Consider the following 25,356-nt stretch of genomic DNA (forward strand, 5'->3'; position numbering starts at 1 on the left):
ATCGAATTATAGCAAGACTTCAAGAAATAAGGCTGACCAAAGATATAAAATTCTTTGGTCAGCCTTTTTATAATTATCTAGTTTCACTTGTTTAGAGCCTACGTAACTCACTCTTTTTAGTTTAGCATCCATTTCAATTTTTCTTCTGCAAAATTTATGGTTCTACATTTTTAACACAGGCATATTATAACCTTGTTGCAAAATGTCTCTACTCAAATATACTCTGCTCCAAATTCATACAAATTGATCTTTATTATGGGCGGACGACTAGTACATCACAATCAGCTGAGCGAATGATACCTGTTGTTACACTACCTACTAAAAAGCGTTCAACAGCATTAAGGCCCGTTGCACCACAAATGATTAAGTCAGCTTCCACTTTTTTAGCAATATCTTGTGTAATGACTGATTTAGGAGAACCATATTGGACGATTATATTGACATTTTCAATACCAGCAGTTTCAGCTTTTTTGTAGTCTTCTAACAAACTTGTAGCAAACTCTTCTGCACGCTTTTCTTCTTCTGAGAAATTATAAGCTTCAAGCGCAGAATAGATACGAGAATCAATAATATTTACCAAATGTAACGTAGCATCGTTTCTTTTTGCAATTTCCACAGCTTTTTTAAATGCAGCTTCAGCTTCTTTTGAACCATCAATACCAACAATAATGTTTTTATAAGTTAATGACATAACTTTATACCTCCCTTTAATAAGTCAATTATAGCACTTAAAGTGGTGGCATCATACGAACTATATTATGAACATTTATTCCTAATTCACCTTCTAATTGTCTCTTTTATATGATAAATTTTACATTTTATTTACATTTTTTATATATTTGTTAAAAAATTTCTAATTATCTATATATTTATATGAATTTATAAACTATAATGGTATATATTAACATTATAGGGACGCTATATTTATCAAAGTATAGTAGTTTCATTAAGGGGGAATCTTGTGAATTCGTTTACAAAAAAATTTGCAGCAGCTGGGTTAAGTTGTGCCTTAGCGCTTACACCTATCACTAGCTTCACTGCAAACGCAAAAACAGGCTCTGCAACAACAATGCTACAAAAACTCGGTAAAACTGATCAGACAGAAACAGGTAAGAAAACAGCAAATTATAGTGATGATACGATTATTATTAAATATTCAAGTAAGCTATCTAATGATGAGCTTGCTGGAAATATTGTAGTAAGCCATATTGAAAGTCTTAAGTATTTAGTTGTTAAAGTCAAAAATAAAAAGAACCTACAACAGACAATCCAAAAATTTCAAAAGAATAAGAAAGTGATATCTGTAGGTCTAAGTCCAAAATATCAACTTTCAGGTACTGTGGATCCTAAGGTAAGCGAGCAATATATGCATAGCCTATTAAAAACGGCAGATGCACAAAAGCTTGCTGGGAAAAGTCAAGTAAAAGTAGCTGTCATTGATACAGGCATTGATCATAATCATCCCGAACTAAAAGGATCTATTATAAAAAGAACAAACATCATCAATCCAATGAATTCATCTACACCTGATATACATGGAACTCATGTTGCAGGGATTATCGCTGGGAAAAAGGATAATGGTATCGGTGGTTACGGTATAGATCCAGCTGCTAAAATTCTTTCTTTAGACGTATTTGATGGTGGATTTTGGACTTTTGATTATACAATTGCAAATGCGATTCTTGAGGCAGTGGATGAAGGTGCAGATGTTATTAATATGAGTTTGGGTGGTTCCGTGCCTTCAGAAGTTCTAAAAGAGGCAATAGATAAAGCAATTAGTAAAGGTGTTGTAGTCGTTGCCGCTGCTGGAAATGAAGCATCTGATATGGCTGTCTATCCAGCTAAATATGAAGGTGTCATTAGCGTTGGCTCTATTAATAAAGAGAAAAAACTAAGTGACTATTCATCATATGGCCCATCAACTGACGTAGTAGCACCTGGTGAAGATGTATATTCTACCTTCTACGATCCTCAAAAAGGATCCACCTTTACAAAATTAAGTGGGACATCCATGGCTTCTCCAGTTGTTGCTGGAACAGCAGCATTGCTATTATCTAAGCATCCAAATCTTAAGCCTGCTGAAGTGGAATATATTCTTAAAAAAACGGCAACAGATCTAGGTGCAAAAGGATTTGATAATAAATATGGTAACGGACTGATTAACCCTGTTGCAGCATTAAAATTTGACGTCAAGAAAATCCCTTCCCTAGTAACAGCAAAATGGGGAGAAAAGGAAATCTTAAATAATGCAGAGAAAGTTGTAGCACCTGCAGAAATCAAACATAACTTTACTAAACCATCTGAACAAAAATGGGTTAAACTTTCTGTAGAAAAGGGCCAATATATTCAAACTTCTCTATCTGGTGCATCTCAATATGATTACAAAATGATGATTCAATTCTATGGTGACAATGAGCAACAAAAAATCGAAGTCAATGATGTAGCAGAAGGCAAAACAGAAGGTAAACTAATCCAAGCTCCTTTTAGTGGAACAGTTGCTATTGGTATTAAAGATGTGAATGGAAGCTATGATGATTCAAATGCGAAACAATCACATGCTACATTAAAAGTTGAGAAATTAGATCAACTTCCTGAAGATGAATCTACACTAGAATCACCTATTAAAATTGAAAACTGGCCATATAAAAAAGATGGTCTCTTTATGACAGGTGAAAAGAATGATGAAGATTATTTCCACTTCACTTCAAAAGAAGCACAATTAATGAAATTTAGTGTAACTGGAATCCCAGGCGTGGATTTAAGTCTCTCTGTTTATGAAAAAGAACAGCTATTCCCTTCAATGTCAGATGAAGGTGGCAAAGAAATTCCTTCAGAGGGAATTCCTAGAGAAGAGGTATATCCTCTATTTTCAAGTAATAATGGTGGCACGAGCGTTGGGGAAACACTGATGTTCCAAACAGAACCTAATAAGGAGTATTACCTAAAAGTAACAAACGCCTCTTTATTTTCAGATATTAACATCCTTCAATTGCTATTCGGTAATTTTGGTGGCATTGGGAATAAAGGACCTGCTGCTTCAGCAATTCCTTATAGCGTAAACTTGGAAGGAAAGGCAATTCCTGAAGATGAAGATGGCCTCGACGAATCAACACTATATAGTAAAGAAGGAATGACCATCTTTGGTGGTAATTTCATGTCCGCATTCTCTGAAATGGGACCAAGTGATTCTTCAAAGCAAATTGAATTATTGGAGTCCGGTGCTCGTTCATATCAATTAGGTGGATCTGCAATGGGATATCTTCAAAATACTTCAGACCAAGATTGGTTTAAACTAACACCAACTAGTGATGGTATTTATCAATTTAACTTACCTACTCCATCAAAGAATGTTCCTAATGTTAGTTTATACGAGGTTGTTACTGAAAAAGGTGAAGATGGAAAAACACACCAAAACCTTTCTACTGTTGCAACAAATGAGGACTGGAATTCAGAAGATTGGATAAAAGATAATTTTGTTGCAAGTTTAAAAGTAAATAAAAAATATTATCTTTCAGTAAGTCCAAATTATAATGTATTCCAAATCCCATATGATGGATACCAAATTACATCGAAATTACTTGTTAGTAATCCAAGTGACAAGTATGAAGAAAATGATAAACCAGAACAAGCAAAAACTTTCCCTACAACAGGTGTAACAGCAAACTTTGCTACAGCAAATGATATTGACTCTTATTATTTTACTGCGCCAAAAGATTCTATATATGGTGTCAAATTCTCTAGAACGGAACTAACATCTTCACTTAAAGCAAAGTATCCGAAAGAATTATTAGCTCCATTTTTCGGATTGATACAAATTTCAGAAGATGTAAATAAAAACCATAAGCTGGATGAACAAGATATTGATCGCTCATCATACATCTTGAACATAACAGAAGATGGAACAAACACTGGCTCCTTTGAAGCGAAAAAAGGCAAATCTTATTTCGTAATTGCACATAGTTTTGTCGATTCAGCGGCTGGCATTACCTTATGGCCATATCAGCTAAAAATTAATGCTGTAAATAAAATAGATGAAGACGCAAAATCGAAGGTAACGAAAAACAAACCATCTAAGCCACTTAAGTTTAAGAAAAACAGCAGTAAATTATATTCTGCAACAGGTTTCTTCAACTCAGGATATGAAAACGGCGATTCTGATTGGTACGTTTACGATTCTAAGAAAGCAAATCAAGTAACACTTTCACTTGATGCTGGTAAAGAAATAGATGGTGTAATCGAAGTCTATCGCAACGGTAAAAGAGTAGTAAAATCTGATATTTATGAACAAAGCGACACAGAAATCGTATCCTTGAAGATGAAAAAAGGAACATACTATGTAAAGGTTCGTGATTCCAAAGGACGCAGTTCAATCGATCCGTACAAATTATCATTAAAAATTAAGTAATAAAAATAGATGACCTTAAAAGACGCTAAAGAGTGGCTTTATAAGGTCATCTTTTTTATTTCAATAGATTTATTACTACAAGAATTGTTCATTAACTCTCCCCTCCCCTTCTGCATAAAATACTAAGGAGATTTTGAGGTAATTACATTGATTCATAAAGTTAAATCAGGAGAATCACTTTACAAAATTGCAAATGGCTTCAGCATGCAACTTTCCATTAAACACAAATGCCTCCCATCAATTTATACAAATATCCTTTTCATAGGTCAGCCAATATATTAGAACTTTCGTCACCATATTTACTTTCTAACTACGACAGTCCTTCTTACAGCTTAAGCTTTTAAATAACTAATTGTTTTTTCTAGGCAACAAAACAATCTCCTTAAAAGTCCATTTACAACTCGTCAAGTATAGGAAGAAGAACTACTAGCTATACTATGGAAAAATACAATTTTTCTGCTGGAAATCGGAATTGAAGAGTAGGAGGAAATACTTTTGACTAAAAATAAGAATTTGTTATCCATATACGCCTTAGGTGGTATAAACGAAATTGGCAAAAATATGTATGCAATTCAATATGCAGACGATATTATCATTGTTGACTGTGGTGGGAAATTTCCTGATGAAAGTTTATTAGGAATTGATTTAATCATTCCCGATATTACTTATTTGCTAGAAAATAAGGATAAGGTTCGTGCTTTAATTGTTACACATGGACATGAGGATCATATTGGTGGAATCCCCTACTTCTTAAAAAAATTAAATGTGCCTATTTATGCAACTCGATTTACTCTTGGATTAATTGAAATAAAACTAAAAGAGCATAAAATCATTAGGGAAACGGAGTTGATACAAATTGACTCTAATTCAGATTTAGATTTTGGTAATATTACCGTAACCTTTTTCAAAACAAGTCATAGTATTCCTGATTGCCTTGGTATTGTCTTTCATACACCTGAAGGAGTTGTCGTTCATACGGGTGACTTCAAATTCGATTTAACTCCTGTGAATGATCAATGTTCTGACATTCATAAAATGGCAGAAATCGGTGAGAATGGCGTATTAGTTCTCATCTCTGAAAGTACAAATGCAGAACGCCCTGGTTCAACACCATCTGAGATGTTAGTTGGAAAACATATTGATGAAGCTTTTTTAGGAGCTAAAAGAAAAATTATTATCTCTACATTTGCTTCTAACGTCAATCGTGTTCAACAAATAGTTGATGCAACAAAAATGACAAGTCGAAAACTTGCTTTACTTGGGCGAAGTATGGTTAATGTAGTATCCGTAGCCATTGAACGCGGTTATTTAAATGTTCCACCTGGTATGCTGATTGATGCCCGTAAAGCAATGAAGCTTCCTCCTGAAGAAGTTGTAGTCCTTTGCACTGGTAGCCAGGGTGAACCACTTGCCGCTCTTTCTCGTATGTCCAATTCAGATAACCGAGATGTACAAATTTTACCTGACGACACCGTCATTTTATCCGCTTCTCCTATCCCTGGAAATGAAAAAGACGTTTCACGTATCGTGGACAACCTATTCCAACTAGGTGCAAAAGTAATTTACGGTTCTTCAAGTATTACCGGTATGCATGTTTCTGGACATGGCTATCAAGAAGATTTAAAACTCATGCTTACTTTAATGAAACCGAAATACTTTATCCCTATACATGGGGAATTTAGAATGTTATATATTCATCGTGAATTAGCTGCATCTGTTGGTGTTGCAAGAGAAAATACATTCATTATTAAAAATGGGGATGTAGTTGATATTGAAAACGCGGAAGCTCGCCAAACACGTAAAATTCCGGCTGGCGATACGTATGTTGATAGTGTTGATATTGGTGAAGTTGGAGAAATCGTATTACGTGACCGTAAACAGCTTTCCGAAGATGGGATGCTCGTTATTGTTTTAACTATAAGTAAAACAGATGGATCTATTATTTCTGAACCAGATACGATTTCACGTGGATTTGTCTATGCAAAGGACTTCGAAAATCTCTTAAGAAATGTTAATCGTTTAGTCGTAGCAACCGTTAATGACATACAAGAAGAGGAGGCAAAACAATGGAATATAGTCAAAAGAAAAGTAAAAAAAGCAGTTGGTCAATATTTGTTCACTCAAACGAGAAGAAAACCAATGATCTTACCAATTATCATTGAAATATAATAAAGTAAAACTTCAATCAGTGGTTTTTCCCACTTATTGTTAGTTGAACCTATCGGGCTTTTACGGGCAGTTATTCCCAACCTATACTTCTTCGATTTTCCTAAAACAGTGAGGTGGGGGTTACTGCCCTGTTTATTCGCTCTATGTTTCTATTTATTCGCCCTTTTACTCTGTTTATTCGCTGTTTCTATCCATTTATTCGCTTTTTTTTGAATTGTATTCGCTCTCTCAGCAATTTACGTCCACATTGCTGGAAAAAATGCTCTTCATTATTCTGTGCATAACGAATAATGAAGAGCATTTGATATTTATAACTCACTATTTATTATCAAATAAAGTATTTTTATTCTACCCCTAAAGTAACGCCAAGCTTTTTCAAGTATTGTCTGTAAGCAATACTTAATCGATCAAATCTTAAAGATAGTTCAACTTGTAGATCCAGTGGTAATTCTTCAGGTTTTTGATTTTCAACAATAGGCTTGTCCTGTGCGAAAATCATATCTTGAAATTCAACGATTTCTTCATCTGTTTGACCAGTTTCATAATCGAAAGAAAGGATACCATATGCAATTGATTTGCATTCTTCAATAGGTAAAATTGTTAGCAAGATTGTCATCTTCATGTCGTTCTCAGGTTCACGTTTTGTGAAGCGAACCGTCATTGGACGAAGTACTTCATACGTATAAAGAACATCCTTTGCCACACCAGTACCATCTGGATCTGGTTGGTAAATAATAATTTCATCAGTATAAATTCTTTCACCGTCAGTATTGACTTTATAATCATTAATTTCTGGCTTTTCTTGAATACCAAGATATCCTTCATGAACAAATGCTAGATGGCTAACATCTAAGAAATTTTCTACTATACGAGGAGGATTTGCATTGACCTCTTGTGGTCCCCAAAGGACATTGCGGAAATTAGAATCATTATATTCAGGATATTCGAAGAAATCTGGATTATTATTATTTAAATTTACCCATACAAAGCCATAAGCAACTTTACAACCAAACTTAAAGACTTTTGCTTTTGGGGTAATAGATTTGCCGTCAGGAAGTTGCGGAATCTTCGTACATTTCCCTTCAGAGTTGTATTCCCAACCATGATAAGGACATACGAGATTTCCATCTTTTACACAGCCTAATGAAAGAGCAGCACCTCGATGAATACATAAATCCTTAAAAGCATGGATACCTTGTTCGTTTTTATATAGAACAACTCTTTCACCTAAGATCATCACTTGTAATGGTTTTTCTTCAACTTCCTCTTCCTTACAAGCAACGATCCAATCACTGCGTAACACTTGATCTTCTATCATATCTTCACTTCTCTCTTGTTTATTCTTTAGTTATATTTTATAAAGTTTAAAAAACAAAATCAATAAAAATACGAACAATTTTTATATTTAATTTTAAATTATACGCATTTTAGGTATTTACATAGGATTTATAGTTCATTATAATTCAAGTATGGTTTTTAAACCGAACAATCAAAAAGAAGAAAACTCTAATATTTCAAGCTCTATAGATTAAATTTAATAGGCGGCATTTATTTTTTTTATAACTGGAGGAGAAAATACCCGTGAAACAGCATAATGAAAATCCGAACATTATGATTGGTATCGATGAGAAGATCAATTGGAGAAAGGCATTTCTATTAGGTTTGCAGCATGTACTAGCAATGGATTTATACATCGCTCCAATTATTATCGCAGGACTTTTATCATTGAGTACATCTAATACAACTTTCTTTATTCAAATGTGTTTTTTAGCAGCAGGAGTTGCAACACTTATTCAAACAATTGGTGGACTTAAATTGCCAGTTGTACAAGGCCCCTCCTATGTTCCGATTGGTGCATTAGCAGCTATTGGTGGAAAACTTGGACTGGGTGCAGTTTTTGGTAGTCTTCTTCCAGGAGCATTAATCATCGCACTTCTTGGTTATCCTTTAAAATGGTTTGCAAAAGCTGTGAATAAGTTCATCCCGCCTTTAGTAGGTGGAACTGTTATTGTTATTGTAGGAATATCTTTAATGCCAAGTGCATTTAAAAGTATTTATACAGCACCCGGAAATGTAGGTCATAATGTTTTAATTGCCTTTGTCTCTGCAGCAGTTTTAGTTACTTTCATGCTATTAGGACGAAAAGCAAAAGCCTTGGGTACATTTTTCCGTCTGACTTCTGTAATCTTAGCTATTGTTATTGGAACAATTACAGCATCATTTTTTGGCGAGGTAGATTTCTCCTCTGTAAAAGATGCCGCTTGGTTTTCTCTACCTAGCTTTTTCCCATTTGGAAAACCTGTTTTTGATTTACAAGCTATTTTAACGATGACTTTCATTTATTTAGTTATATTAGTTGAAACAACAGGAACTTGGTTCGTGGTATCAACTGTTACTGATAGTAAGTTAGATAAAAAGAGATTGAATCGTGGAGCTGTTGGTGAAGGAATCGGTTGTTTCGTAGGATCACTATTTGGTGGTACTCCTATGACTGGTTATTCTTCTAATGCAGGTATTATAGCTATCACAAAAGTGGCAAGTAAAAGAGCTATCATCAGTGCGGGTATTATCCTAATCATTTTAGGCTTAATACCTAAATTATCAGCAATCATAACATGTGTTCCTATCACAGTTATTAATGGTATTTTTGGTATCGTTTGTGTCGCTATTGTTATGAATGGATTAAAAGTAATCCAAAATATTGTCATCAATGATCGTAATATGATGGTCATTGGATTACCGATCTTATTAACAATCGGTACAATCGTTCTTCCAGCAGAAATTCTTAACAGTGTACCACCGTTTGTGAATTATATCTTGTCTTCAGGTACAGCTGTAGGTGCTCTTGCTGCGTTAATTCTAAATCTGGTAATTCCTGAACAGGATGCTAAAGTACCAAAGATGAAAGAATCCCACAATTAATGAAAAATAAGCGTCTTTAATAATGAAAAAGGTTGATTCAAAAATAAATTTGAATCAACCTTTTATTATTTTTAGTCATTTAAGCTAAGCTCTCGCAAGCACAGTTATTCATTATTCTAACTCTATGTTGGATTTCTTTTTCAAAAACAAATAAACGATTATCGTTATAATCAGAACTATTACTAAAAGTGGGTATACATGATATTTTGAAAGATAAAATCCAATTTTATGCCATTCTTCACCAAGAATTTTACCTAAAGTGATAAATGTAATGCTCCATAAAAGTGCACCTGTATAGGCATAACCTACGAATTTTTTAAATGGGTATTTATCTATAGCAGCTATATAGGCAGTAAGATGACGCACTCCAGGGATAAAATAGCCGATTAATAATAAAACCGGTCCGATTTTATTGAACAACGCACCCGTTTTATCAATTTTAGCTTCTGTAATGTGGAATTTAGGGCCAAACTTTTTCAATAATGGCAATCCAAATTTATAGCCAATAAAATAACTAATCGAAATTCCTCCCGTTGCCCCTATAAAGGCACTAGTCAATGAAATTATGTACGATAGTTTGCCTTGGAACACATTATATCCTACATATGTTAAAAGAACTTCATCAGGTATAGGAACTCCAATAATTCCCCCAATAAGTACGATGATGATGCCAAAGTACCCGTAATGTTCTATTAAATAATCCAAATGCTGCTCCACTTAACATCCCACCCGAATCCATATTCTTACTTTCTAATCAGTCGATTGAATTTTAGCATCCTTTATTTAATTTAGATTGTAAAATACATAATGTAAAGTAAATGCTTTTATTACGTATGATGAATGCAATAATTTTTTTAATGCATTCTTATCTGAGTAAACGACATCGGCTGACCTTAAGTAATCAAAGGCGAACGAAGAGCTTCTTCGATTTGACTGGTGCAAACGTAATCTTGTATAGAAACTGATATTCATCAATTGTTATACAAAGCCTAAAATAAAGAAACTCATCAAAAATTGATGAGTTTCTTGTGCTCCTTTTTATACATCTCTTACTTAATAGGAATCCATATTTCCGAATAATAATCATCACTTGATGGATTTCCTTCTCCATAAACTTCTAACTCAGGTGTTTCAGCTAATTCATACGGATGAGAAGGAAGCCATTCTTGGAATATCTTTTGCCACATGATCGGCATGGCATCTGGCATTGCACCATGTACTTCGAAAATTGCCCATTTAGATGCAGGTACTGTATAGGTTTCGAAATCCCCAGTATATTCACTGTCGTGACTAGCGGCAATCCAATAATCCATAATATCTTTTGAGGTTACTTCGCAAATACCTATTAATCCTTGGACTGTTCCATCAATTAACACTGCTAATTGACCGCTCGTACCATCTTGGTTTACATCTTGCCAAAATCGAGCTATCTTTGGAGACTGCTCCCCATTTACACATGAAAAAGTACGTTTTACGCCTACCACCTGAAAACTGTCCTTTTCGATAATCTTATAATTCATCGGTTCTGCCCCTTTCAACTGTATTTGTATCACAAGTTTATTATAGGAATGAATCATATTGGAGTGATTTCTTGCATCTGTTGGCTTTATACCATGTTGCTTTCGAAAAGCTTTAGCAAATGCTTCTGGTGTCTCGTAGCCATACTTGTATGCTATATCGATTATTCGGCAATCCGTTTCTGCTATTTCTTGAGCTGCCAATGTTAATCGTCTCCCTCTTATATACTCTCCTAAAGTAATTCCCGTTAAAAGTGAAAATGCTCGTTGAAAATGGAAAGAGGAAGAATGTGCAACACTTGCCACTTGTTCAAACTGTAAATCTCTTGTCAAATTCACCTCGATATAATCAATTGCTTGCTGAATGGATTGTAGCCACATGTTATGATTTCACTCCCTATACGTATATTAAAGATTCTAGATGAAATATGCTGGTCATTTATTGCTTTGTTTGGACAGTAATTAATTTACTCTCTATAATTTCCAATGCAATTTTGACAAATACAATATTTCCCCTTCAGTTCTTTAGGAACCAATTCAATAACTTCTTTTGGAATATTTTCTTTCATGCACCAACATTGATATTGTTCATCTGTACCAACCATACAATGGCTTTCCTCACCACATATCGGACAATTCTTTTTATCCAGTTGCAAATTTTACACTCCTTTCAACAGCAGCAAACTTCCTTTTCTAATCAATTTATCCATACATAAATTCTACCAAAACTTAGAATTCCCTTTTAATAAATTCTAATTATAAAAAAGAGACAAAAACACTTTATCCGTTAGCCCTATCTCCTCAGAAAAAATCTATATATCACTACTTTGTATGTAAAGATAGCACCTCTTTTAATGAAGCATATTAATAACACTTCTCTCATATGATGAAATGCATCACTTATAATTTCACCTTTTACATAGCGAATTCCAAGGATTTTCATTGGATAGTAAGAAAGGTACGAAACCTATAAATAAACAAAACAAAAAAGCCTAATTTCTTTAGAAATTGGCCCTTTTATGGTTATCGGCTAATCCAACACTAATGCACTTCTTAATTGGTAGACCCCAAATTCTAGATATCCTTTTAAGCAGGTCAACATATATACCCAGCCCTCTTTATTTTCTAGTATTCGGTTTACAAAATCATCATCGTTTTCTTCAAAGCCTTCTTCAATTATTTCAATAATTGTACTCATTTGATTTATTTTATCGAGAGTAATGGTTACAATATGCCCTTCTCTATCTTCGCCCCATTGAAAAACAATTTTTTCATTTTCTATAATTTCTAGTATCTTCAATTCTAGTTGAGCATTGTACTCATCATATCTTACCGTAATGATCTTGCCCTGTTCCCATCTTTCAGAGCTCGATGAGAACCAAAATCCCCCTATTTTTGATGGGTCTACAAATGCTTCAAAAACTTCATTTGCTGGTTTTAATATTTTCATTTTCGTAAGGTTATTCATCCACTAAACTCCTCACTTTCAATAATGTAAATAATTTTACAATAGAAATGATTTTATAAGCAAATTCATAGGATCGCTCGATAAATTGGAAAAACATGATAAAATATATATAAATTAGTTAAAATGGAGGCGATTAAATTATGCAGTTGCAAAAAATTATAGAGGGGCAAGAGAGACAACCTAACTGTGATTTAACACTAGGATTAGAACTTAAAGAGGCAAAAGACGGTAAATCATTATGTATATGGAAAGCTGATGAACAATTACTTAATGGAAACCAAGTTATTATGGGTGGCTTTATAACCTCTGCAGCAGATATTGCAATGGCATATGCCATCGTATCCTTATTAAAAGATACACAATCGTTCTCGTCTATATCAATTAATTCAACATTCCATCGGCCTGCTTTTGTAGGGGAGATTACTGTGACAGCAAATATAAAAAAATTCGGGCGTAAAGTAGCATATGCAGATGCTACTCTTTCTCAAAATAATAAGGTTATTGCAGATGTTACTTCTTCGATTATGATTCATGACTAAATCCATATACCCTACAGGAGTGATCGTATTATGAAAAACGATCACTTCTCTATTGTGAAAAATCTATTATTCTTCATCATTAGCTATAGCATATGGATGGTATCCTGCATCATAAGCTTTGTCTTTTTTATGCATATCATTGTCTTTTTCAAAAATACTTTCAAAAAATCTACTAGCAGGTCCCGCAAGTATTTTATAGTATTGGCTAAATAACAGCGCGGCATGGTTCCCACTCCACATTTGAGGCAATAATTCATTGGGAAGCCCTGGATCGATAAATAGAAACTTTCGATACTTATGAACAAGTTTCGTTCTTTCAACGAAGCACTCTGCATCAGACATCATCCCTTGTGAAATGACACTCTGATGAATTATATATTGCTTACTATATAAATCTATAAATTCCTCATAGCGTTGTTCTATGCCATCCAAATCCCAGCTTTTTGCAATCAATTCTTGATTATCTGTTGGTCCAACATGGTCTGACAGAAATAACTCTACGTGATTTTCAATATTATATTTTTGGATCAGGGTTTTTACTTCATCCTCCATCTTGTTTGGTGAAATCCAGCAACCATTTGTAAAAGAACCAAAACCACTCCACTGCAATTCTCTCCGTAGCTCATCTCGAATATGTCTTTCTTCTTCAGGAATCGTATATAGGAAAATTCTCCACTTTCCATCCCATTTACATGGCTTTAGTTTAAAAATCCGATTCCCTGCTTCGTTAATTCTTTGTTCTCCTTGGTGTGTTAAGTAGTAATAGCTTTTGTTTCCCTTTTTTTCCGACTGCAACCAGCCTTGCTTCACCATTCGAGAAACAGCTACTCTCACACTTTGTTCATTATGGCCAAATTCCTTTAGTAATTGTATCAGGCTACCAATCCATATTTTTGAGCCATAATGGCAAATATAATCTCCATATAAAGTAAATATCATTGATTGTGTATTAGCAGTCATAAATGATCACTCCTTCAACCTTAACTGCAAAATTATCAAAAATTATGTAATCTTTATGACTTCCCATACAGTGAAACAGTATCGCTAAAAGATTAGACTTATTGAAAAGCCTAATCTCGATAGTAGTTTAGTCTTTTAAATAATGCCATATTTTATCCTCTTTATCTATAATGCACTATACATTTTCTACAGAGTATTCAGATAGTCTTTTGATACAGTTCAAACATTCTTCCATTATACTTTCCAATAGTTCTTGCACTGTTGGTAAATCATTGATTAATCCTGCTATTTGACCACTATTCATAAATCCTTGATCAGAGTTTCCTTCAATAGCACCCTTCACATGAAATACTTCGCTTGTATGATTATTGTACTCTTCCAAAGATATACCGTTCTTTTCTGCTAGACTTATTTTTTCTGCATAAGGATTTCTTAAAACTCGTCTCACTTGTCCTACAGATCTTCCAAGTATCATCGTTTCTTGATCTGTTGCATCTATGATTCGCTTTTTGTAAGCATCGTGGACAGTCATTTCTTGTGTTGCTATAAAACGTGTACCCATTTGTACTCCTGAAGCTCCTAAAGCTAAAGCTGCAGCCACTCCGTTTCCATTTGCAATTCCCCCTGCTGCTACTACAGGAACTTTCACAGCATTTGTAATTTGTGGAATCAATGTCAATGTTGTTAGTTCTAAATGCGAATTTATACCTGCTGCCTCAAATCCTTCTGCTACCAATACATCTGCACCCGCTGCTTCTGCCTTTAATGCATGCTTAACAGCTGCAACAACAACAATTACTTTTATACCTGCCTCATGTAATTTCAATATGAAAGGAGCAGGGTTACCAGCAGATAAGGAAACAATGGGTACTTCGTGTTTAATAACGAGCTTTAATAACTCTTCTGAATACTCATTTACGTTAATAGGAATATTTATGGAAAACGGCATTGTTGTTCGTTTTTTCATATCAATAATTAATTTTTCCACTTCAAATGGTGTCATCGTACCACACCCAATTGTTCCTAAACCACCTGCATTACTCACTGCGCTTGCCAAGATTGGGCTACTAATATTCCCCATTCCACCTTGAATAATTGGATATTTTATTTTTAATAGTTTGCATAAATCTCTCAAAAAATCCACCTCAATTTTATTCTATTATTCTATTTCATGTTATAATAAAATTCTAAAAATTAAAAATTTTATTATTATGGGGGATTGTTGCATGATCATTAATTATTTGAGTAAAAAACCTGATATTCATGATTCCGTATTTTTGGCGCCTGGCGCATATATAATTGGCGACGTGTCAATAGGTGAACAATCCACAATATGGTTTAATGCTGTATTACGCGGAGATGAAGACAGCATTACAATCGGTAACAAATGTAGTATTCAGGACAATGCAACGATTCATCTGTATGAAGGAGCACCTGTTGTAGTAGAAGATGAAGTAACAGTAGGACATCAAGTTGTCTTACATGGCTGCAAAGTTGGAAAGCGATCAATTGTTGGCATGGGCTCTGTAATATTAGATCATGTTGAAATTGGAGAAGAATGTATCATTGGTGCCAATACCCTTATTACACAAGGTACAAAAATTCCCCCTAGATCTTTGGTTGTTGGTTCTCCAGGTAAAGTTGTACGCGAACTGAATGAAAAGGATTTTGAACTAATTCAACTTTCTATTGATACGTATGTTCAAAAGGGAATTGAATTTAAAAAGGAACTAGATTCATAAAGTGAAACTTTAATCAGTGGGGGGTTTTCTTCATCCCCCACTGAAATATAGGAACTCAGGTTAAAAACGCCACGTCCTGTGGCAACACCTGAGTGACCAACATCCTGTTGGCCCGAACCTATCGGGCTTTTACGGGCAGTTTATCTTCCACCTAACTTCTTTGCTTTCGCAAAATTTTGAGGTGGGAGTATTACTGCCCGTTAATGCGGGATAAAAAGGAGAATGCCTCTATGTTAGTCTGTTTAGAGGCATTCTTTATATCATTTAAAGTGTTATCAACATTAATAAAAAACAACTTTATAAGAATATTTCCTTACAGTCCTTTAAATATAGGTTCACGTTTTTCACTAAATGCATTCAATGCTTCAATTCTATCTGTCGTTGGAATGACTACTTCATAAGCCTCAGTTTCAATTGACAAGGCTGATTCTAAGTCTGTATTAATCCCCTTTGTGATAGCGTATTTTGCTTGGCGGATTGCAATTGGACCATTTTTTGAAATTGAAGCTGCTAGTTCTAAACTTTTTGGTAACACATCTGCAACTGGAACAGCTTTTAAAATAATGCCTAACTCCACAGCTTCAATAGCTGATATTTTTTTAGCAGTAAAAATCATTTCTTTTGCTTTCATCTCACCAATTAAACGTGGTAATCGTTGTGTACCACCCGCTCCTGGAATAATAGCCCAACTTGTCTCTGTTAATCCTAATAATGCATTCTCTGAAGCTATTGAAAAATCACATGCTAGAAGCCACTCAAAACCTCCTCCTAATGCATGTCCATTCACTGCCGCAATAGTAGGTTGTGGTAAATTTCCTATGCTATAAAATACATCGCGAATTGCTTTCACATTTCGTTTTACTTCTTGCTCATCTAATGTTTTACGTTCTTTTAAATCCGCTCCAGCACTAAAGGCCTTTTCTCCTGCACCTGTAAAAATAACAATACGTACATCTGGGCTTGCTGCGATTTGATCTACTACTTCTTGTAAACGAACAAGTACTTCATAATTAAAACAATTTAGTACATCTGGACGATTAACCGTTACAATTGCAGTATGATTAATTACTTCATAAAGAACAACAGACATAGGATTCCCTCCTTATTCATTATGATTATTACTCTATATTTTCTACAATGGTTGCAATTCCTTGACCTACGCCAATACACATTGTTGCTAATCCATAATGAGCATTTCTCTTTTTCATTTCATGAATAAGTGTTGTTAGAATTCGAGCTCCGCTTGCCCCTAATGGATGTCCAAAAGCAATAGCCCCGCCATTTACATTTACTTTGGCAGAATCCAATTCTAATTGTTTGATACATTCGATAGATTGCGATGCGAATGCTTCGTTTAACTCCACTATATCCATATTCTCAATGGACAAATCTGCACGATTTAATGCTTTCTTTGTTGCATTAATGGGCCCTAATCCCATAACTTCTGGTTCAAGCCCAGCAATTGCACCCGTTACATATCGTGCAAGTGGTCTAATGCCTAGCTCTTTCGCTTTTTCTGCACTCATTAACAACAATGCCGAAGCACCATCATTTACACCAGAAGCGTTCCCAGCTGTTACTGTTCCATTTTCGAAAAGTGGTCGTAATTGACTTAACTTTTCTCTAGATGTATCTGGTCTAGGGTGTTCATCCTTATCAAAGATGGTAACGTTCCCCTTACGATCAGTTATCTCAACAGGAATAATCTCTTCTTTAAAACGGTCGCTTTCCATTGCTTTTTTAGCACGTTGTTGGCTTTCATATGCAAAATCATCTTGTTCTTCACGACCGATATTGTATCGTTGTGCAACATTTTCTGCCGTTTGCGGCATAGAATCTGAGCCAAACATTTTATGTAGCTTTGGGTTGGTGAAACGCCAGCCAATAGTTGTATCAAATAGCTTTTGATCTCCTCTTGGATAATCTATTTCAGGCTTCCCCATTACTAATGGAGCACGAGTCATACTTTCAGTACCACCAGCAATGAAAATATCTCCTTCTCCACTTTTAATAGCACGTGCTGCATAATGTACTGCATCCATTCCAGAACCACATAAACGATTTAATGTAGTGCCACCGATTTCAATCGGCAATCTTGCTAATAATACAGCCATTCTAGCTACATTTCGATTATCCTCTCCAGCCTGGTTAGCATTACCAAAAATAACATCTTCAATTTGATCAACAGGTACTTCGGGATTCCGCTCAACTAAGCTTTTAATTACGATAGCACCTAGATCATCTGGTCTAACTGATTTTAAAGCCCCTTTATATCTACCAATTGGTGTCCTTACAGCATCTACAATAACTACTTCTGTCATTTTTTCACCAATTCCTTCCCTTCAGAATAATCATATACGCCACATCCTGTTTTACGACCAAGACGGCCAGCCTTTACATATTGTTCAAGTAATGGTGCAGGGCGATACTTTTCGCCGAGTTTTTCATGCAAATAGCGTAAATTATTTAAACGTGTATCAAGTCCAACTAAATCCACCAGTTCGAATGGTCCCATAGGATAATTTAAACCTAATTTAATAGCTTTATCGATATCCTCTGGTGTACCTAGCCCTTCCTGTAGCATATAAAATGCTTCGTTTCCAACAAGTGCACTAATACGGCTTGTTACAAAGCCAGGAAATTCATGAATTACAACTGTTTCTTTTCCCATTTGTTGTGCTACTTTGGCAATTATTTCAGCCGTTTCATCGGTAGTTTCAAGTCCACGTACAATTTCAACTAATTCCATTTTATGGACAGGGTTGAAAAAATGCATGGCGATTGTTTTCTCAGGTCTCCCTGCATATGAAGCGATTTCTGTTGGGCTCATTGTAGACGTATTTGAGGCAAATAAGCATGTAGCTGGTGCAAATTGCTCCATTTGTTCAAATACACCCTTTTTAATCTCCGACTTTTCAGGAACAGCTTCAATGATTAGATCTGCATTTGCGATTCCTGCAGGTAAATCTGTTGTGTAGGATAAATTTTTTAACCCTTGTTCCTTTTGTTGTTCTGTTATTTTGTTGTATTTTATTGATTTATCAAAAATTATTGAAATTTCTTTTTTGGCACTCGTTAAAGCAGCTTCATTTACATCCACTAAAGTTGTATCAAACCCACCTAAAGAACTAACATATGCAATGCCTCTTCCCATTACTCCAGAACCGATTACAGTTATATTCTTCATCTTTATTCCCCCTTAATAAACAAATAGGGGGAAATACCCCTATTTGTTTTTTATCCCTCATTAACTTGTAGTTAAACCTATTGATGAAGTTTCACTCTATAATCCAAGGGGATTTAATGGACGATTTCCATAGTAGGAAATGATACTTTTTGTTTCTGTATATAAATCTAGTGTTTCGATACATAGTTCACGACCGAACCCAGATTGTTTATAACCTCCAAATGGTGTACCTGGCATTGCAGAAAATGGACAGTTCACCATAACAATTCCAGCTTGAATTTCATTTGCAACACGAGTTGCACGTGCTCCGTCTTTTGACCATACAGCAGAACCTAGGCCAAACTCAGTATCATTAGCTAACTGAATAGCTTCTTTTTCATCTTTGAATTTCATAATGACTACGACTGGTCCGAAAATTTCTTCATTTACCACTTTCATCGAATGATTAACATTTGCAATGACTGTTGGTTCATACCAGAATCCATTTTCAAACCCTTCTACTTGGGCTACTTTACCACCTGACAAAACTTCTGCTCCGTCTTGAATAGCTGATTGAACATAACCATCTATAACATCTAATTGAGTTTGGTCAATAATCGCGCCCATATGTGTTTCTTTATCAAAAGGATTACCTAATTTTATTTGTTTTGCTTTCGATACAAATTTTTCAACAAATTGTTCGTAAATATTTTCATGCACATATAAACGAGAACGAGCTTCACATGATTGGCCGGAATTATAAAAAATACCGTACAAGGAACCATCCACTGCAGCATCAAGATCTGCATCTTCAAATACTATGTTTGGTGATTTCCCACCTAATTCAAGTGTTACACGTTTTAATGTGTTAGAAGCCTTGTTCATAATGTCTTTACCAATTGGCGTTGAGCCTGTAAATGCCACTTTATCAACTTGTTTATGTTCAACAAGATAGTTTCCTACTTCAGCGCCAGATCCAGGGATGATATTAACTACACCTGCTGGTACACCTGCTTCTAAGCAAATCTCACCTAAGATGATTGCTGTTATTGGCGTTAAAGAAGCTGGTTTCACAATAACTGAGCAACCAACTGCAATTGCTGGTGCAATTTTCCATGCTGCCATCATGATTGGATAATTCCAAGGGATAATTTGAGCGCATACGCCAACAGGCTCTTTTTCAGTGTAGTTGTGGAACTGCCCTGGCATGTTGTTGACAACACCACGATGACCTACGATAGCACCTGCATAAAATTCAAAATCTTCAATCGCCTGATTTACTTGCCCTTGCGCGGTGCTTAATGATTTCCCAGTATCTAAGATTTCTAGTTCTACAATTTCATTGAAACGAGAACGCATGATAGATGCGATTTTATTTAATACCTGTGCACGACGACCTACTGGATACTTTCTCCATTTTCCGTGATCAAATGCTTCACGAGCAGCTTGTACGGCACGTTCTGCATCTTCTTTACTCGCTTTTGCAACTTGTGCAACTAATTCACCTGTTGCTGGATTGTATGTGCTAATTGTTTGCCCATTGTTGCTTTCTACTTTTTCACCGTTAATAATTAGATGATAAAATTCGCGTTTCAATGAGTTTTGTTCTACTAATGTTTGAGATGTTGACATTTGATTTCCCCCTTTTAGTTACCTATGAAGACAGGTTTTCTTTTTTCCATGAAAGCTTTAATTCCCTCTTGATGATCTGCTGTGAGACCCGCAATCCTTTGTCCTTGCGCTTCATATTCCAAAAAATCAGATAATTTAAGCTCATCCGCAGCACGTAATGCCCGTTTTGTTAAGGCGACTGCTTTTGTTGGTAGAACGGCAAGCTTTGTGGCGTAATTTAATACTTCCTCTTCGAAACTTTCATTCGGAACTACTTTTGTGGCAATCCCTAATTTTAAAGCATCATGTGATAGAATTCTTTCGCCAAATAGTGAAATTTCAAGCGCTTTAGCATCACCAACTAATCGACGTAAATAATATAAATTTCCCGAATCAGGAATTAGCCCTACTTGTATAAACGCATTCATAAAGAATGATTTTTCTGCCATAATCCGAAAATCGCATGCTAGTGCTAGACTAAAGCCAGCTCCTGCTGCTGCACCATGTATCGCAGCAACAATTGGCTTTTCACACTCGCGAATTTTCTTAACCATCGGACCATATAAAGAGCGTAAGATTTCACCGTGATCCATTGAATTATCTACTTCTGATAGATCCTGTCCTGAACAAAATCCCTTTCCTGCACCTTTAATCACAATGCAGCGCACCTCATCTGAACCTTCAGCAGTTTTAATGGCTTTTGTAATTTCTTTGTTCATCGTAGAGGTAAAGGCATTTAATGCTTCTGGACGATTTAATGTAATCACACAAACTGTATCATTTACTTCATATTTAATAGACTCATACATATTATCGCCCCTTAAATTGAGGAGTGCGTTTTTCTACGAACGCCTTCATTCCTTCTTTTTGATCCTCTGATGAGAACAATAAGTAGAAATTTTTTCGTTCATATTGCATTCCTTCATATAATGAATAGTCAACTGCCTTCGTAACAGATTCTTTTATAAGTCTGATCGCTAAAGGCGGCTTCTTGCTTATCGTATCTGCAAATTTCAACGCTTCTTCAAGCAAAAGTTCTGGTTGAACTACTCTGTTTACAACACCATATTGTAGAGCCTCATTTACTGGAATACATTTTGCACTCCAAATCCATTCTAGAGCTTTTGTACGTCCTACTAATTTCGTTAAACGTTGGGTTCCGCCTGCGCCTGGCATAACTCCTAAATTAACTTCTGGAAAGCAAAATTCTGTACCTTCTGCCGCAATAAGAACATCACAGCTTAAAGCTAATTCGAAGCCTCCACCAAATACATAACCGTGCACCGCACCAATAATTGGTTTCTTTAATAAAGCAACTCGGTCCCAATCAGCAAATTGATTTAATAATTCTAATCGAATTGAGTCATCCGAAGCCATTTCATTAATATCTGCACCAGATGAGAAAGCCTTCCCTCTTCCACTAATAATCATTACCCTAACATTCTCATCACGCTCAAACGCTTCAAGTGCCTCCACTATTTCACGAACCATTTGGCGATTTAATGAGTTATATTGTTTTGGGCGGTTGAGTTCAACAATCCCAATTTCTTTTTGAATAGATGTTGTAATGAACCGAAGTTCTGTCATTAGTCATCATCACCAATCATTAACGTTACGAGATCCCCTGCAAAACTCATCAAGTCTTTTCCTGATGCCTTTCCTTCTGCTGAACGAAGGCCATTCTTCAAATCTTCTTGGCTATCATAAATCATTTCACACATTAGATAGTAAGGTGCTTCTTTTCCCATAGGTGTTACACTGAACTTTGTTACTTTCATTTCACGCAAGCCTGGAATTTTCTCTGTAATCGGAACATGAACCTCGTTATAGTGTTTATCAAAAGCAATTTGATCCTCTGGTTTTTTATACAACGCAATCAATTTAGCCATTTTATCGTCTCCTTTTACATTAATGTTGAAACTGGTTTCATCGCTTCAAATGGATTTTTGCAGCTCTTGCAATATAAAATACTTCTGCAAGCTGTTGGACCAAAAATATTATCTAAGGTTACATATATAGAGCCACAATACGGGCAATCTACATGCCACGAACCATCTTCCTCGATAAATTCTGGTGGTGCTGCAATACCAAATTCCTTTAATCCCTTTTTCCCCTTATCAGTGATTCGTTCAGACGTCCATGGTGGAGTATGAATAAACTCTACCTCAACCGATTCGACTTCTTCGATATTTTGAATCGCCTGTATAACTCGATCTTGTATAATGTTTAATGCAGGGCAACCCGAAAAAGTCGGAAGCATTTGTACATGAACATGATGGTCTTTCACTACAATTTGCTCCACCATTCCCAGATCAATCACACTGACCGTATCAATCTCTGGATCCTTTACGCTATCAAGTACCTCATAGACTTGACTTGTTAATGTATGCTTAACAAACATCCCCCATCACTCTCCCGTATTACCAAGTTGCTTCAAGGTTTGAAGAATACACTTCAGACATCGTAGTAATCGCTTGCTGCAATTCTTCTGAATGATCACCATTTCTACCGTTTAATGATGGTGCTTTCAACTGTGGCAATGGCATGTTAATCGTTTCAAAAACTGGCTTTAACAGCGTTAACCATTTACCGTGTAATACATCACTTGCTTCGATTAGCCCACTTTCTACAATATCTTTTTCACTCATTCCCAATGAGAAGATGTCATTGCTATCTGCTAATACTCGATCCAATGCGTCTTGCATTCGTCGCTGCGCATCTTCTGTGGATGTAAATAATTGAACAAACCACGTTTTCCAATGTAATAAATGATAATAGAGCTCCATACTTATCTTCACAGCAACTTCTGCTATTTTTTCATTAGAACTCGATTTCAATGAATCGATTTTCACTTTTTTTGCAACAGTGTAAAGATAATTCCGCACTACTGCATATGCCCAATCATATGTTGGGTTTTCCAAATAGGTACCTTCCCCATTTTTGCGTTCTACTAAAATGCTATTTCTGCGTTCTGTAATAGGTCTTAAATGCGCCAATGCATCTGCATTCCCTATGTTCAATGATTCTAGCAAGCGATAAAACATTGTCGCATGCCCCATCGTATCCTGAGTTATAGAAGAAAAGGCCACATCTTCTTCTATATGTGGTGCTAATCCAAGCCACTCAGACCCACGATAAGAGAAAATATAATCATCATCTGCTAATTGGAAAAGGAGTTCTACTTCTGGTGATTGTAAATTCATCGTCATTTAGTCTTCCCTTCTGCCCAGGATAGGATTTCTTTTTCATCAAGCATTTGCTGTTCATAGTGGCGCCATTTCTTTTTCAAATACCCATACCCTTTTGTTGTTCGATAATCTTTGTTATCTAATCGTTGTAGCATTTGTTTCTCTTCTTGGTTTAAACTACGAATATCTTCGCGATTGACTACCCAAATATCTACAACAGGTTCACGTCTCATAAAATTCTCTTGCGCCATTAAAATCGCAATTTCCTTATTTGGTGCAAGTAAGCTAAATTGATGTTGAAATGCAGCTGTTGGTGTACGCTTACTGAAGACTTCATATTCTTTGTAAAATGTCTCTTTTTGCATAACTGTCCCTCCTAGACTACTTTTGAACGTAATGCATCTCGAACCCATGCACTATTTTCGTAAGAAGTTCTTCGAAGCGCTAGACGCTCTTGAGATTTCGGCCCCTCATTGCGTTGCACTTTTTTAAAGTTCTCCCAATTCGGTTGTTCATATATCCACAATTTTTGATCTTTGTCGTAGGACATAGTTGGATCTGGCAGCTCTAAGCCAAGTGATAAAATGCGTGGCACATACTTATCAAAAAAACTTTGACGTAGTTCTTCATTTGTATTGATGCGAATTTTATATTTAATCGTAATATCTTGTTTACTTGTGCCTGTTGTTTTACTAGAAGCTGGACCAAAGAAGAATAACAATGGTTCCCACCAACGATTTAATGCATCTTGCACCATTGCACGTTGCTCATCTGTTCCTTCTGCAAGTGCCATAATAATTGCTTCACCATGTTGCGCATGGAAAACTTCTTCAGCACAAATTCTTTGTAATGCTCTTGCATATGGACCGTAGGAAGCACCAAGCATATTCGTTTGAGAGATAATTGCTGCTCCATCTACCAACCAACCAATGAGTCCAGCATCGCCCCAAGTCTTTGTCTCCATATGGAAGACATTATGGAATTTTAGTCGACCCTCAAATAAATCTTGCATTAAATCATCTCGATTTTTGCCATACGGTTTTAATAAATCTTCCGCAACTCTCAACAATAATTGTCCGTGCCCCATTTCATCTTGCACTTTAGCCATAATTCCTAGCTTGCGAAAAAGTGAAGGTGCTTTAGGAACCCATTCTTTCTCCGGTAACGCGCCCATAATTTCACTAATTCCATGCATAGAGATTAACTTAATTAATGCATTGCGATATTCCTCTGGCATCCAATCATCGGCTTCAATTTTCTCCCCAGCCTTAATACGTGCTTCAAATTGTGCTTGCAACTGTTCTTGACTTAACTCTTCTATTAACATTCCGCAACCTCCTTATATAACAACTAATTAGATAAACGTAACTTTATTGTTATATTGAATCTCAAAAAAAATAGTCCCTTACTAGTTTTCAACTAACTCAATTGGTTGAGATGATACGATTATAGAGTCAGTTGGGCACCCATCAACTGCATCTTCTAAATCATCATATAAATCCTCTGGTACTTCACCGATTCCTTCATTATCATCTAAAAGTACAAAGGAAATTCCTTCGTCATTGTAATCAAAAATATCTGGAGCACATGCACCACATGCACCACATGCTATACATGTTGTTTGATCAATTCGGGTAAACTTCGCCATTTACACTATCTCCCTTCATAT

Annotated in this window: 26 protein-coding genes; 6 read left to right on the plus strand and 20 right to left on the minus strand. The window is 35.6% G+C overall.

Annotation, left to right across the window (positions count from 1 at the left end):
- Positions 1–253: 253 nt before the first annotated feature.
- A complete protein-coding gene (locus Q8X41_RS09935; RefSeq protein ID WP_397540052.1) occupies positions 254–691 on the minus strand; it encodes a universal stress protein in 438 nt (145 codons plus the stop codon).
- 270 nt (positions 692–961) lie between these two features.
- Here Q8X41_RS09935 and Q8X41_RS09940 point away from each other — a divergent pair, with 270 nt between their 5' ends.
- From Q8X41_RS09940 to Q8X41_RS09950, 3 genes are all read left to right on the plus strand, one after another.
- Positions 962–4,405: a S8 family peptidase gene (locus Q8X41_RS09940; RefSeq protein WP_397540053.1), complete on the plus strand. Its 3,444-nt coding sequence runs from the start codon at positions 962–964 to the stop codon at positions 4,403–4,405.
- 147 nt (positions 4,406–4,552) lie between these two features.
- Positions 4,553–4,687, plus strand: a complete 135-nt coding sequence (locus Q8X41_RS09945) for a LysM peptidoglycan-binding domain-containing protein (protein ID WP_397540054.1) — start codon at positions 4,553–4,555, stop codon at positions 4,685–4,687.
- Positions 4,688–4,900: 213 nt separating this feature from the next.
- On the plus strand, positions 4,901–6,574 hold the full coding sequence (locus Q8X41_RS09950; protein ID WP_397540055.1) for a ribonuclease J: 1,674 nt from the start codon (positions 4,901–4,903) through the stop codon (positions 6,572–6,574).
- 343 nt (positions 6,575–6,917) lie between these two features.
- Here Q8X41_RS09950 and Q8X41_RS09955 read toward each other — a convergent pair whose 3' ends face one another.
- Positions 6,918–7,892: a Rieske 2Fe-2S domain-containing protein gene (locus Q8X41_RS09955; RefSeq protein WP_397540056.1), complete on the minus strand. Its 975-nt coding sequence runs from the start codon at positions 7,890–7,892 to the stop codon at positions 6,918–6,920.
- A 263-nt stretch (positions 7,893–8,155) separates the two neighbouring features.
- On the opposite strand from Q8X41_RS09955, the gene Q8X41_RS09960 reads away from it, so the two are divergent.
- Positions 8,156–9,496: a uracil-xanthine permease family protein gene (locus tag Q8X41_RS09960; RefSeq protein WP_397540057.1), complete on the plus strand. Its 1,341-nt coding sequence runs from the start codon at positions 8,156–8,158 to the stop codon at positions 9,494–9,496.
- 111 nt (positions 9,497–9,607) lie between these two features.
- On the opposite strand, the gene Q8X41_RS09965 is transcribed toward Q8X41_RS09960, so the two are convergent.
- The 4 genes from Q8X41_RS09965 to Q8X41_RS09980 form a co-directional block, all read right to left on the minus strand.
- Positions 9,608–10,213 (minus strand): DedA family protein, encoded by a 606-nt coding sequence (locus tag Q8X41_RS09965; RefSeq protein ID WP_397540058.1) that lies wholly within the window; start codon positions 10,211–10,213, stop codon positions 9,608–9,610.
- A 332-nt stretch (positions 10,214–10,545) separates the two neighbouring features.
- A complete protein-coding gene (locus Q8X41_RS09970; protein WP_397540059.1) occupies positions 10,546–11,394 on the minus strand; it encodes an effector binding domain-containing protein in 849 nt (282 codons plus the stop codon).
- An 86-nt stretch (positions 11,395–11,480) separates the two neighbouring features.
- Positions 11,481–11,669 (minus strand): cysteine-rich CWC family protein, encoded by a 189-nt coding sequence (locus tag Q8X41_RS09975; protein ID WP_397540060.1) that lies wholly within the window; start codon positions 11,667–11,669, stop codon positions 11,481–11,483.
- Positions 11,670–12,043: 374 nt separating this feature from the next.
- Entirely contained in the window at positions 12,044–12,481 is a 438-nt protein-coding gene (locus Q8X41_RS09980; protein ID WP_397540061.1) for an SRPBCC domain-containing protein, read from the minus strand.
- Between the two features lie 140 nt (positions 12,482–12,621).
- On the opposite strand from Q8X41_RS09980, the gene Q8X41_RS09985 reads away from it, so the two are divergent.
- A complete protein-coding gene (locus tag Q8X41_RS09985; protein ID WP_397540062.1) occupies positions 12,622–13,020 on the plus strand; it encodes a PaaI family thioesterase in 399 nt (132 codons plus the stop codon).
- Positions 13,021–13,086: 66 nt separating this feature from the next.
- Here the strand turns inward: Q8X41_RS09985 and paaX are convergent, their stop codons facing one another.
- Positions 13,087–13,980, minus strand: coding sequence for a phenylacetic acid degradation operon negative regulatory protein PaaX (gene paaX / locus Q8X41_RS09990; protein ID WP_397540063.1), 894 nt, complete (start codon positions 13,978–13,980; stop codon positions 13,087–13,089).
- 175 nt (positions 13,981–14,155) lie between these two features.
- Positions 14,156–15,115 (minus strand): NAD(P)H-dependent flavin oxidoreductase, encoded by a 960-nt coding sequence (locus Q8X41_RS09995; protein ID WP_397540064.1) that lies wholly within the window; start codon positions 15,113–15,115, stop codon positions 14,156–14,158.
- 91 nt (positions 15,116–15,206) lie between these two features.
- Here Q8X41_RS09995 and Q8X41_RS10000 point away from each other — a divergent pair, with 91 nt between their 5' ends.
- Positions 15,207–15,722, plus strand: coding sequence for a gamma carbonic anhydrase family protein (locus Q8X41_RS10000; RefSeq protein ID WP_397540065.1), 516 nt, complete (start codon positions 15,207–15,209; stop codon positions 15,720–15,722).
- A gap of 313 nt (positions 15,723–16,035) precedes the next feature.
- Here the strand turns inward: Q8X41_RS10000 and Q8X41_RS10005 are convergent, their stop codons facing one another.
- The 12 genes from Q8X41_RS10005 to Q8X41_RS10060 form a co-directional block, all read right to left on the minus strand.
- Positions 16,036–16,812 carry an enoyl-CoA hydratase-related protein gene (locus Q8X41_RS10005; protein ID WP_397540066.1) on the minus strand — a complete coding sequence of 259 codons (777 nt, stop codon included), beginning with the start codon at positions 16,810–16,812 and terminating at the stop codon, positions 16,036–16,038.
- Positions 16,813–16,840: 28 nt separating this feature from the next.
- Positions 16,841–18,043, minus strand: a complete 1,203-nt coding sequence (locus tag Q8X41_RS10010) for an acetyl-CoA C-acyltransferase (RefSeq protein ID WP_397540067.1) — start codon at positions 18,041–18,043, stop codon at positions 16,841–16,843.
- A complete protein-coding gene (locus tag Q8X41_RS10015) occupies positions 18,040–18,909 on the minus strand; it encodes a 3-hydroxyacyl-CoA dehydrogenase (protein WP_397540068.1) in 870 nt (289 codons plus the stop codon). The genes Q8X41_RS10010 and Q8X41_RS10015 overlap by 4 nt, the downstream gene beginning before the upstream one ends.
- Before the next feature lie 96 nt (positions 18,910–19,005).
- Complete coding sequence (locus Q8X41_RS10020) at positions 19,006–20,520, minus strand: aldehyde dehydrogenase family protein (RefSeq protein ID WP_397540069.1); 1,515 nt, start codon at positions 20,518–20,520, stop codon at positions 19,006–19,008.
- Positions 20,521–20,534: 14 nt separating this feature from the next.
- Entirely contained in the window at positions 20,535–21,308 is a 774-nt protein-coding gene (locus Q8X41_RS10025; RefSeq protein WP_397540070.1) for an enoyl-CoA hydratase/isomerase family protein, read from the minus strand.
- A gap of 1 nt (position 21,309) precedes the next feature.
- Positions 21,310–22,086, minus strand: a complete 777-nt coding sequence (locus tag Q8X41_RS10030; RefSeq protein WP_397540071.1) for an enoyl-CoA hydratase/isomerase family protein — start codon at positions 22,084–22,086, stop codon at positions 21,310–21,312.
- Positions 22,086–22,388, minus strand: a complete 303-nt coding sequence (locus tag Q8X41_RS10035) for an EthD family reductase (protein WP_397540072.1) — start codon at positions 22,386–22,388, stop codon at positions 22,086–22,088. The genes Q8X41_RS10030 and Q8X41_RS10035 overlap by 1 nt, the downstream gene beginning before the upstream one ends.
- 14 nt (positions 22,389–22,402) lie before the next feature.
- The gene (paaD, locus tag Q8X41_RS10040; protein WP_397540073.1) at positions 22,403–22,900 is read right to left on the minus strand and encodes a 1,2-phenylacetyl-CoA epoxidase subunit PaaD; all 498 of its coding nucleotides are present in this window, start codon (positions 22,898–22,900) and stop codon (positions 22,403–22,405) included.
- Positions 22,901–22,919: 19 nt separating this feature from the next.
- Complete coding sequence (gene paaC, locus Q8X41_RS10045) at positions 22,920–23,708, minus strand: 1,2-phenylacetyl-CoA epoxidase subunit PaaC (protein WP_397540074.1); 789 nt, start codon at positions 23,706–23,708, stop codon at positions 22,920–22,922.
- A complete protein-coding gene (gene paaB, locus Q8X41_RS10050) occupies positions 23,705–24,052 on the minus strand; it encodes a 1,2-phenylacetyl-CoA epoxidase subunit PaaB (protein WP_397540075.1) in 348 nt (115 codons plus the stop codon). Before paaB ends, paaC begins: the two co-directional genes overlap by 4 nt.
- Positions 24,053–24,063: 11 nt before the next feature.
- A complete protein-coding gene (gene paaA, locus Q8X41_RS10055) occupies positions 24,064–25,014 on the minus strand; it encodes a 1,2-phenylacetyl-CoA epoxidase subunit PaaA (RefSeq protein WP_397540076.1) in 951 nt (316 codons plus the stop codon).
- An 81-nt stretch (positions 25,015–25,095) separates the two neighbouring features.
- The gene (locus tag Q8X41_RS10060; RefSeq protein WP_397540077.1) at positions 25,096–25,335 is read right to left on the minus strand and encodes a ferredoxin; all 240 of its coding nucleotides are present in this window, start codon (positions 25,333–25,335) and stop codon (positions 25,096–25,098) included.
- Between the last annotated feature and the right edge of the window lie 21 nt (positions 25,336–25,356).

Origin of the sequence: Rummeliibacillus pycnus (genome assembly GCF_044359855.1) — a bacterium.
Lineage (GTDB): Bacteria > Bacillota > Bacilli > Bacillales_A > Planococcaceae > Rummeliibacillus > Rummeliibacillus pycnus_A.

Coding starts and splice junctions, on each gene's coding strand:
- Q8X41_RS10025 (WP_397540070.1), bottom strand. CDS start 21,308: ATGTATGAGTCTATTAAATATGAAGTAAATGATACAGTTTGTGTGATT.
- Q8X41_RS10015 (WP_397540068.1), bottom strand. CDS start 18,909: ATGAAGAATATAACTGTAATCGGTTCTGGAGTAATGGGAAGAGGCATT.
- Q8X41_RS10005 (WP_397540066.1), bottom strand. CDS start 16,812: ATGTCTGTTGTTCTTTATGAAGTAATTAATCATACTGCAATTGTAACG.
- Q8X41_RS09970 (WP_397540059.1), bottom strand. CDS start 11,394: ATGTGGCTACAATCCATTCAGCAAGCAATTGATTATATCGAGGTGAAT.
- paaA (WP_397540076.1), bottom strand. CDS start 25,014: ATGTTAATAGAAGAGTTAAGTCAAGAACAGTTGCAAGCACAATTTGAA.
- Q8X41_RS10000 (WP_397540065.1), top strand. CDS start 15,207: ATGATCATTAATTATTTGAGTAAAAAACCTGATATTCATGATTCCGTA.
- Q8X41_RS09980 (WP_397540061.1), bottom strand. CDS start 12,481: ATGAATAACCTTACGAAAATGAAAATATTAAAACCAGCAAATGAAGTT.
- Q8X41_RS10035 (WP_397540072.1), bottom strand. CDS start 22,388: ATGGCTAAATTGATTGCGTTGTATAAAAAACCAGAGGATCAAATTGCT.
- Q8X41_RS10020 (WP_397540069.1), bottom strand. CDS start 20,520: ATGTCAACATCTCAAACATTAGTAGAACAAAACTCATTGAAACGCGAA.
- Q8X41_RS10030 (WP_397540071.1), bottom strand. CDS start 22,086: ATGACAGAACTTCGGTTCATTACAACATCTATTCAAAAAGAAATTGGG.
- paaC (WP_397540074.1), bottom strand. CDS start 23,708: ATGACGATGAATTTACAATCACCAGAAGTAGAACTCCTTTTCCAATTA.
- Q8X41_RS09955 (WP_397540056.1), bottom strand. CDS start 7,892: ATGATAGAAGATCAAGTGTTACGCAGTGATTGGATCGTTGCTTGTAAG.
- Q8X41_RS10060 (WP_397540077.1), bottom strand. CDS start 25,335: ATGGCGAAGTTTACCCGAATTGATCAAACAACATGTATAGCATGTGGT.
- Q8X41_RS09935 (WP_397540052.1), bottom strand. CDS start 691: ATGTCATTAACTTATAAAAACATTATTGTTGGTATTGATGGTTCAAAA.
- Q8X41_RS10010 (WP_397540067.1), bottom strand. CDS start 18,043: ATGACAGAAGTAGTTATTGTAGATGCTGTAAGGACACCAATTGGTAGA.
- paaD (WP_397540073.1), bottom strand. CDS start 22,900: ATGTTTGTTAAGCATACATTAACAAGTCAAGTCTATGAGGTACTTGAT.
- paaX (WP_397540063.1), bottom strand. CDS start 13,980: ATGACTGCTAATACACAATCAATGATATTTACTTTATATGGAGATTAT.
- Q8X41_RS09985 (WP_397540062.1), top strand. CDS start 12,622: ATGCAGTTGCAAAAAATTATAGAGGGGCAAGAGAGACAACCTAACTGT.
- paaB (WP_397540075.1), bottom strand. CDS start 24,052: ATGCAAAAAGAGACATTTTACAAAGAATATGAAGTCTTCAGTAAGCGT.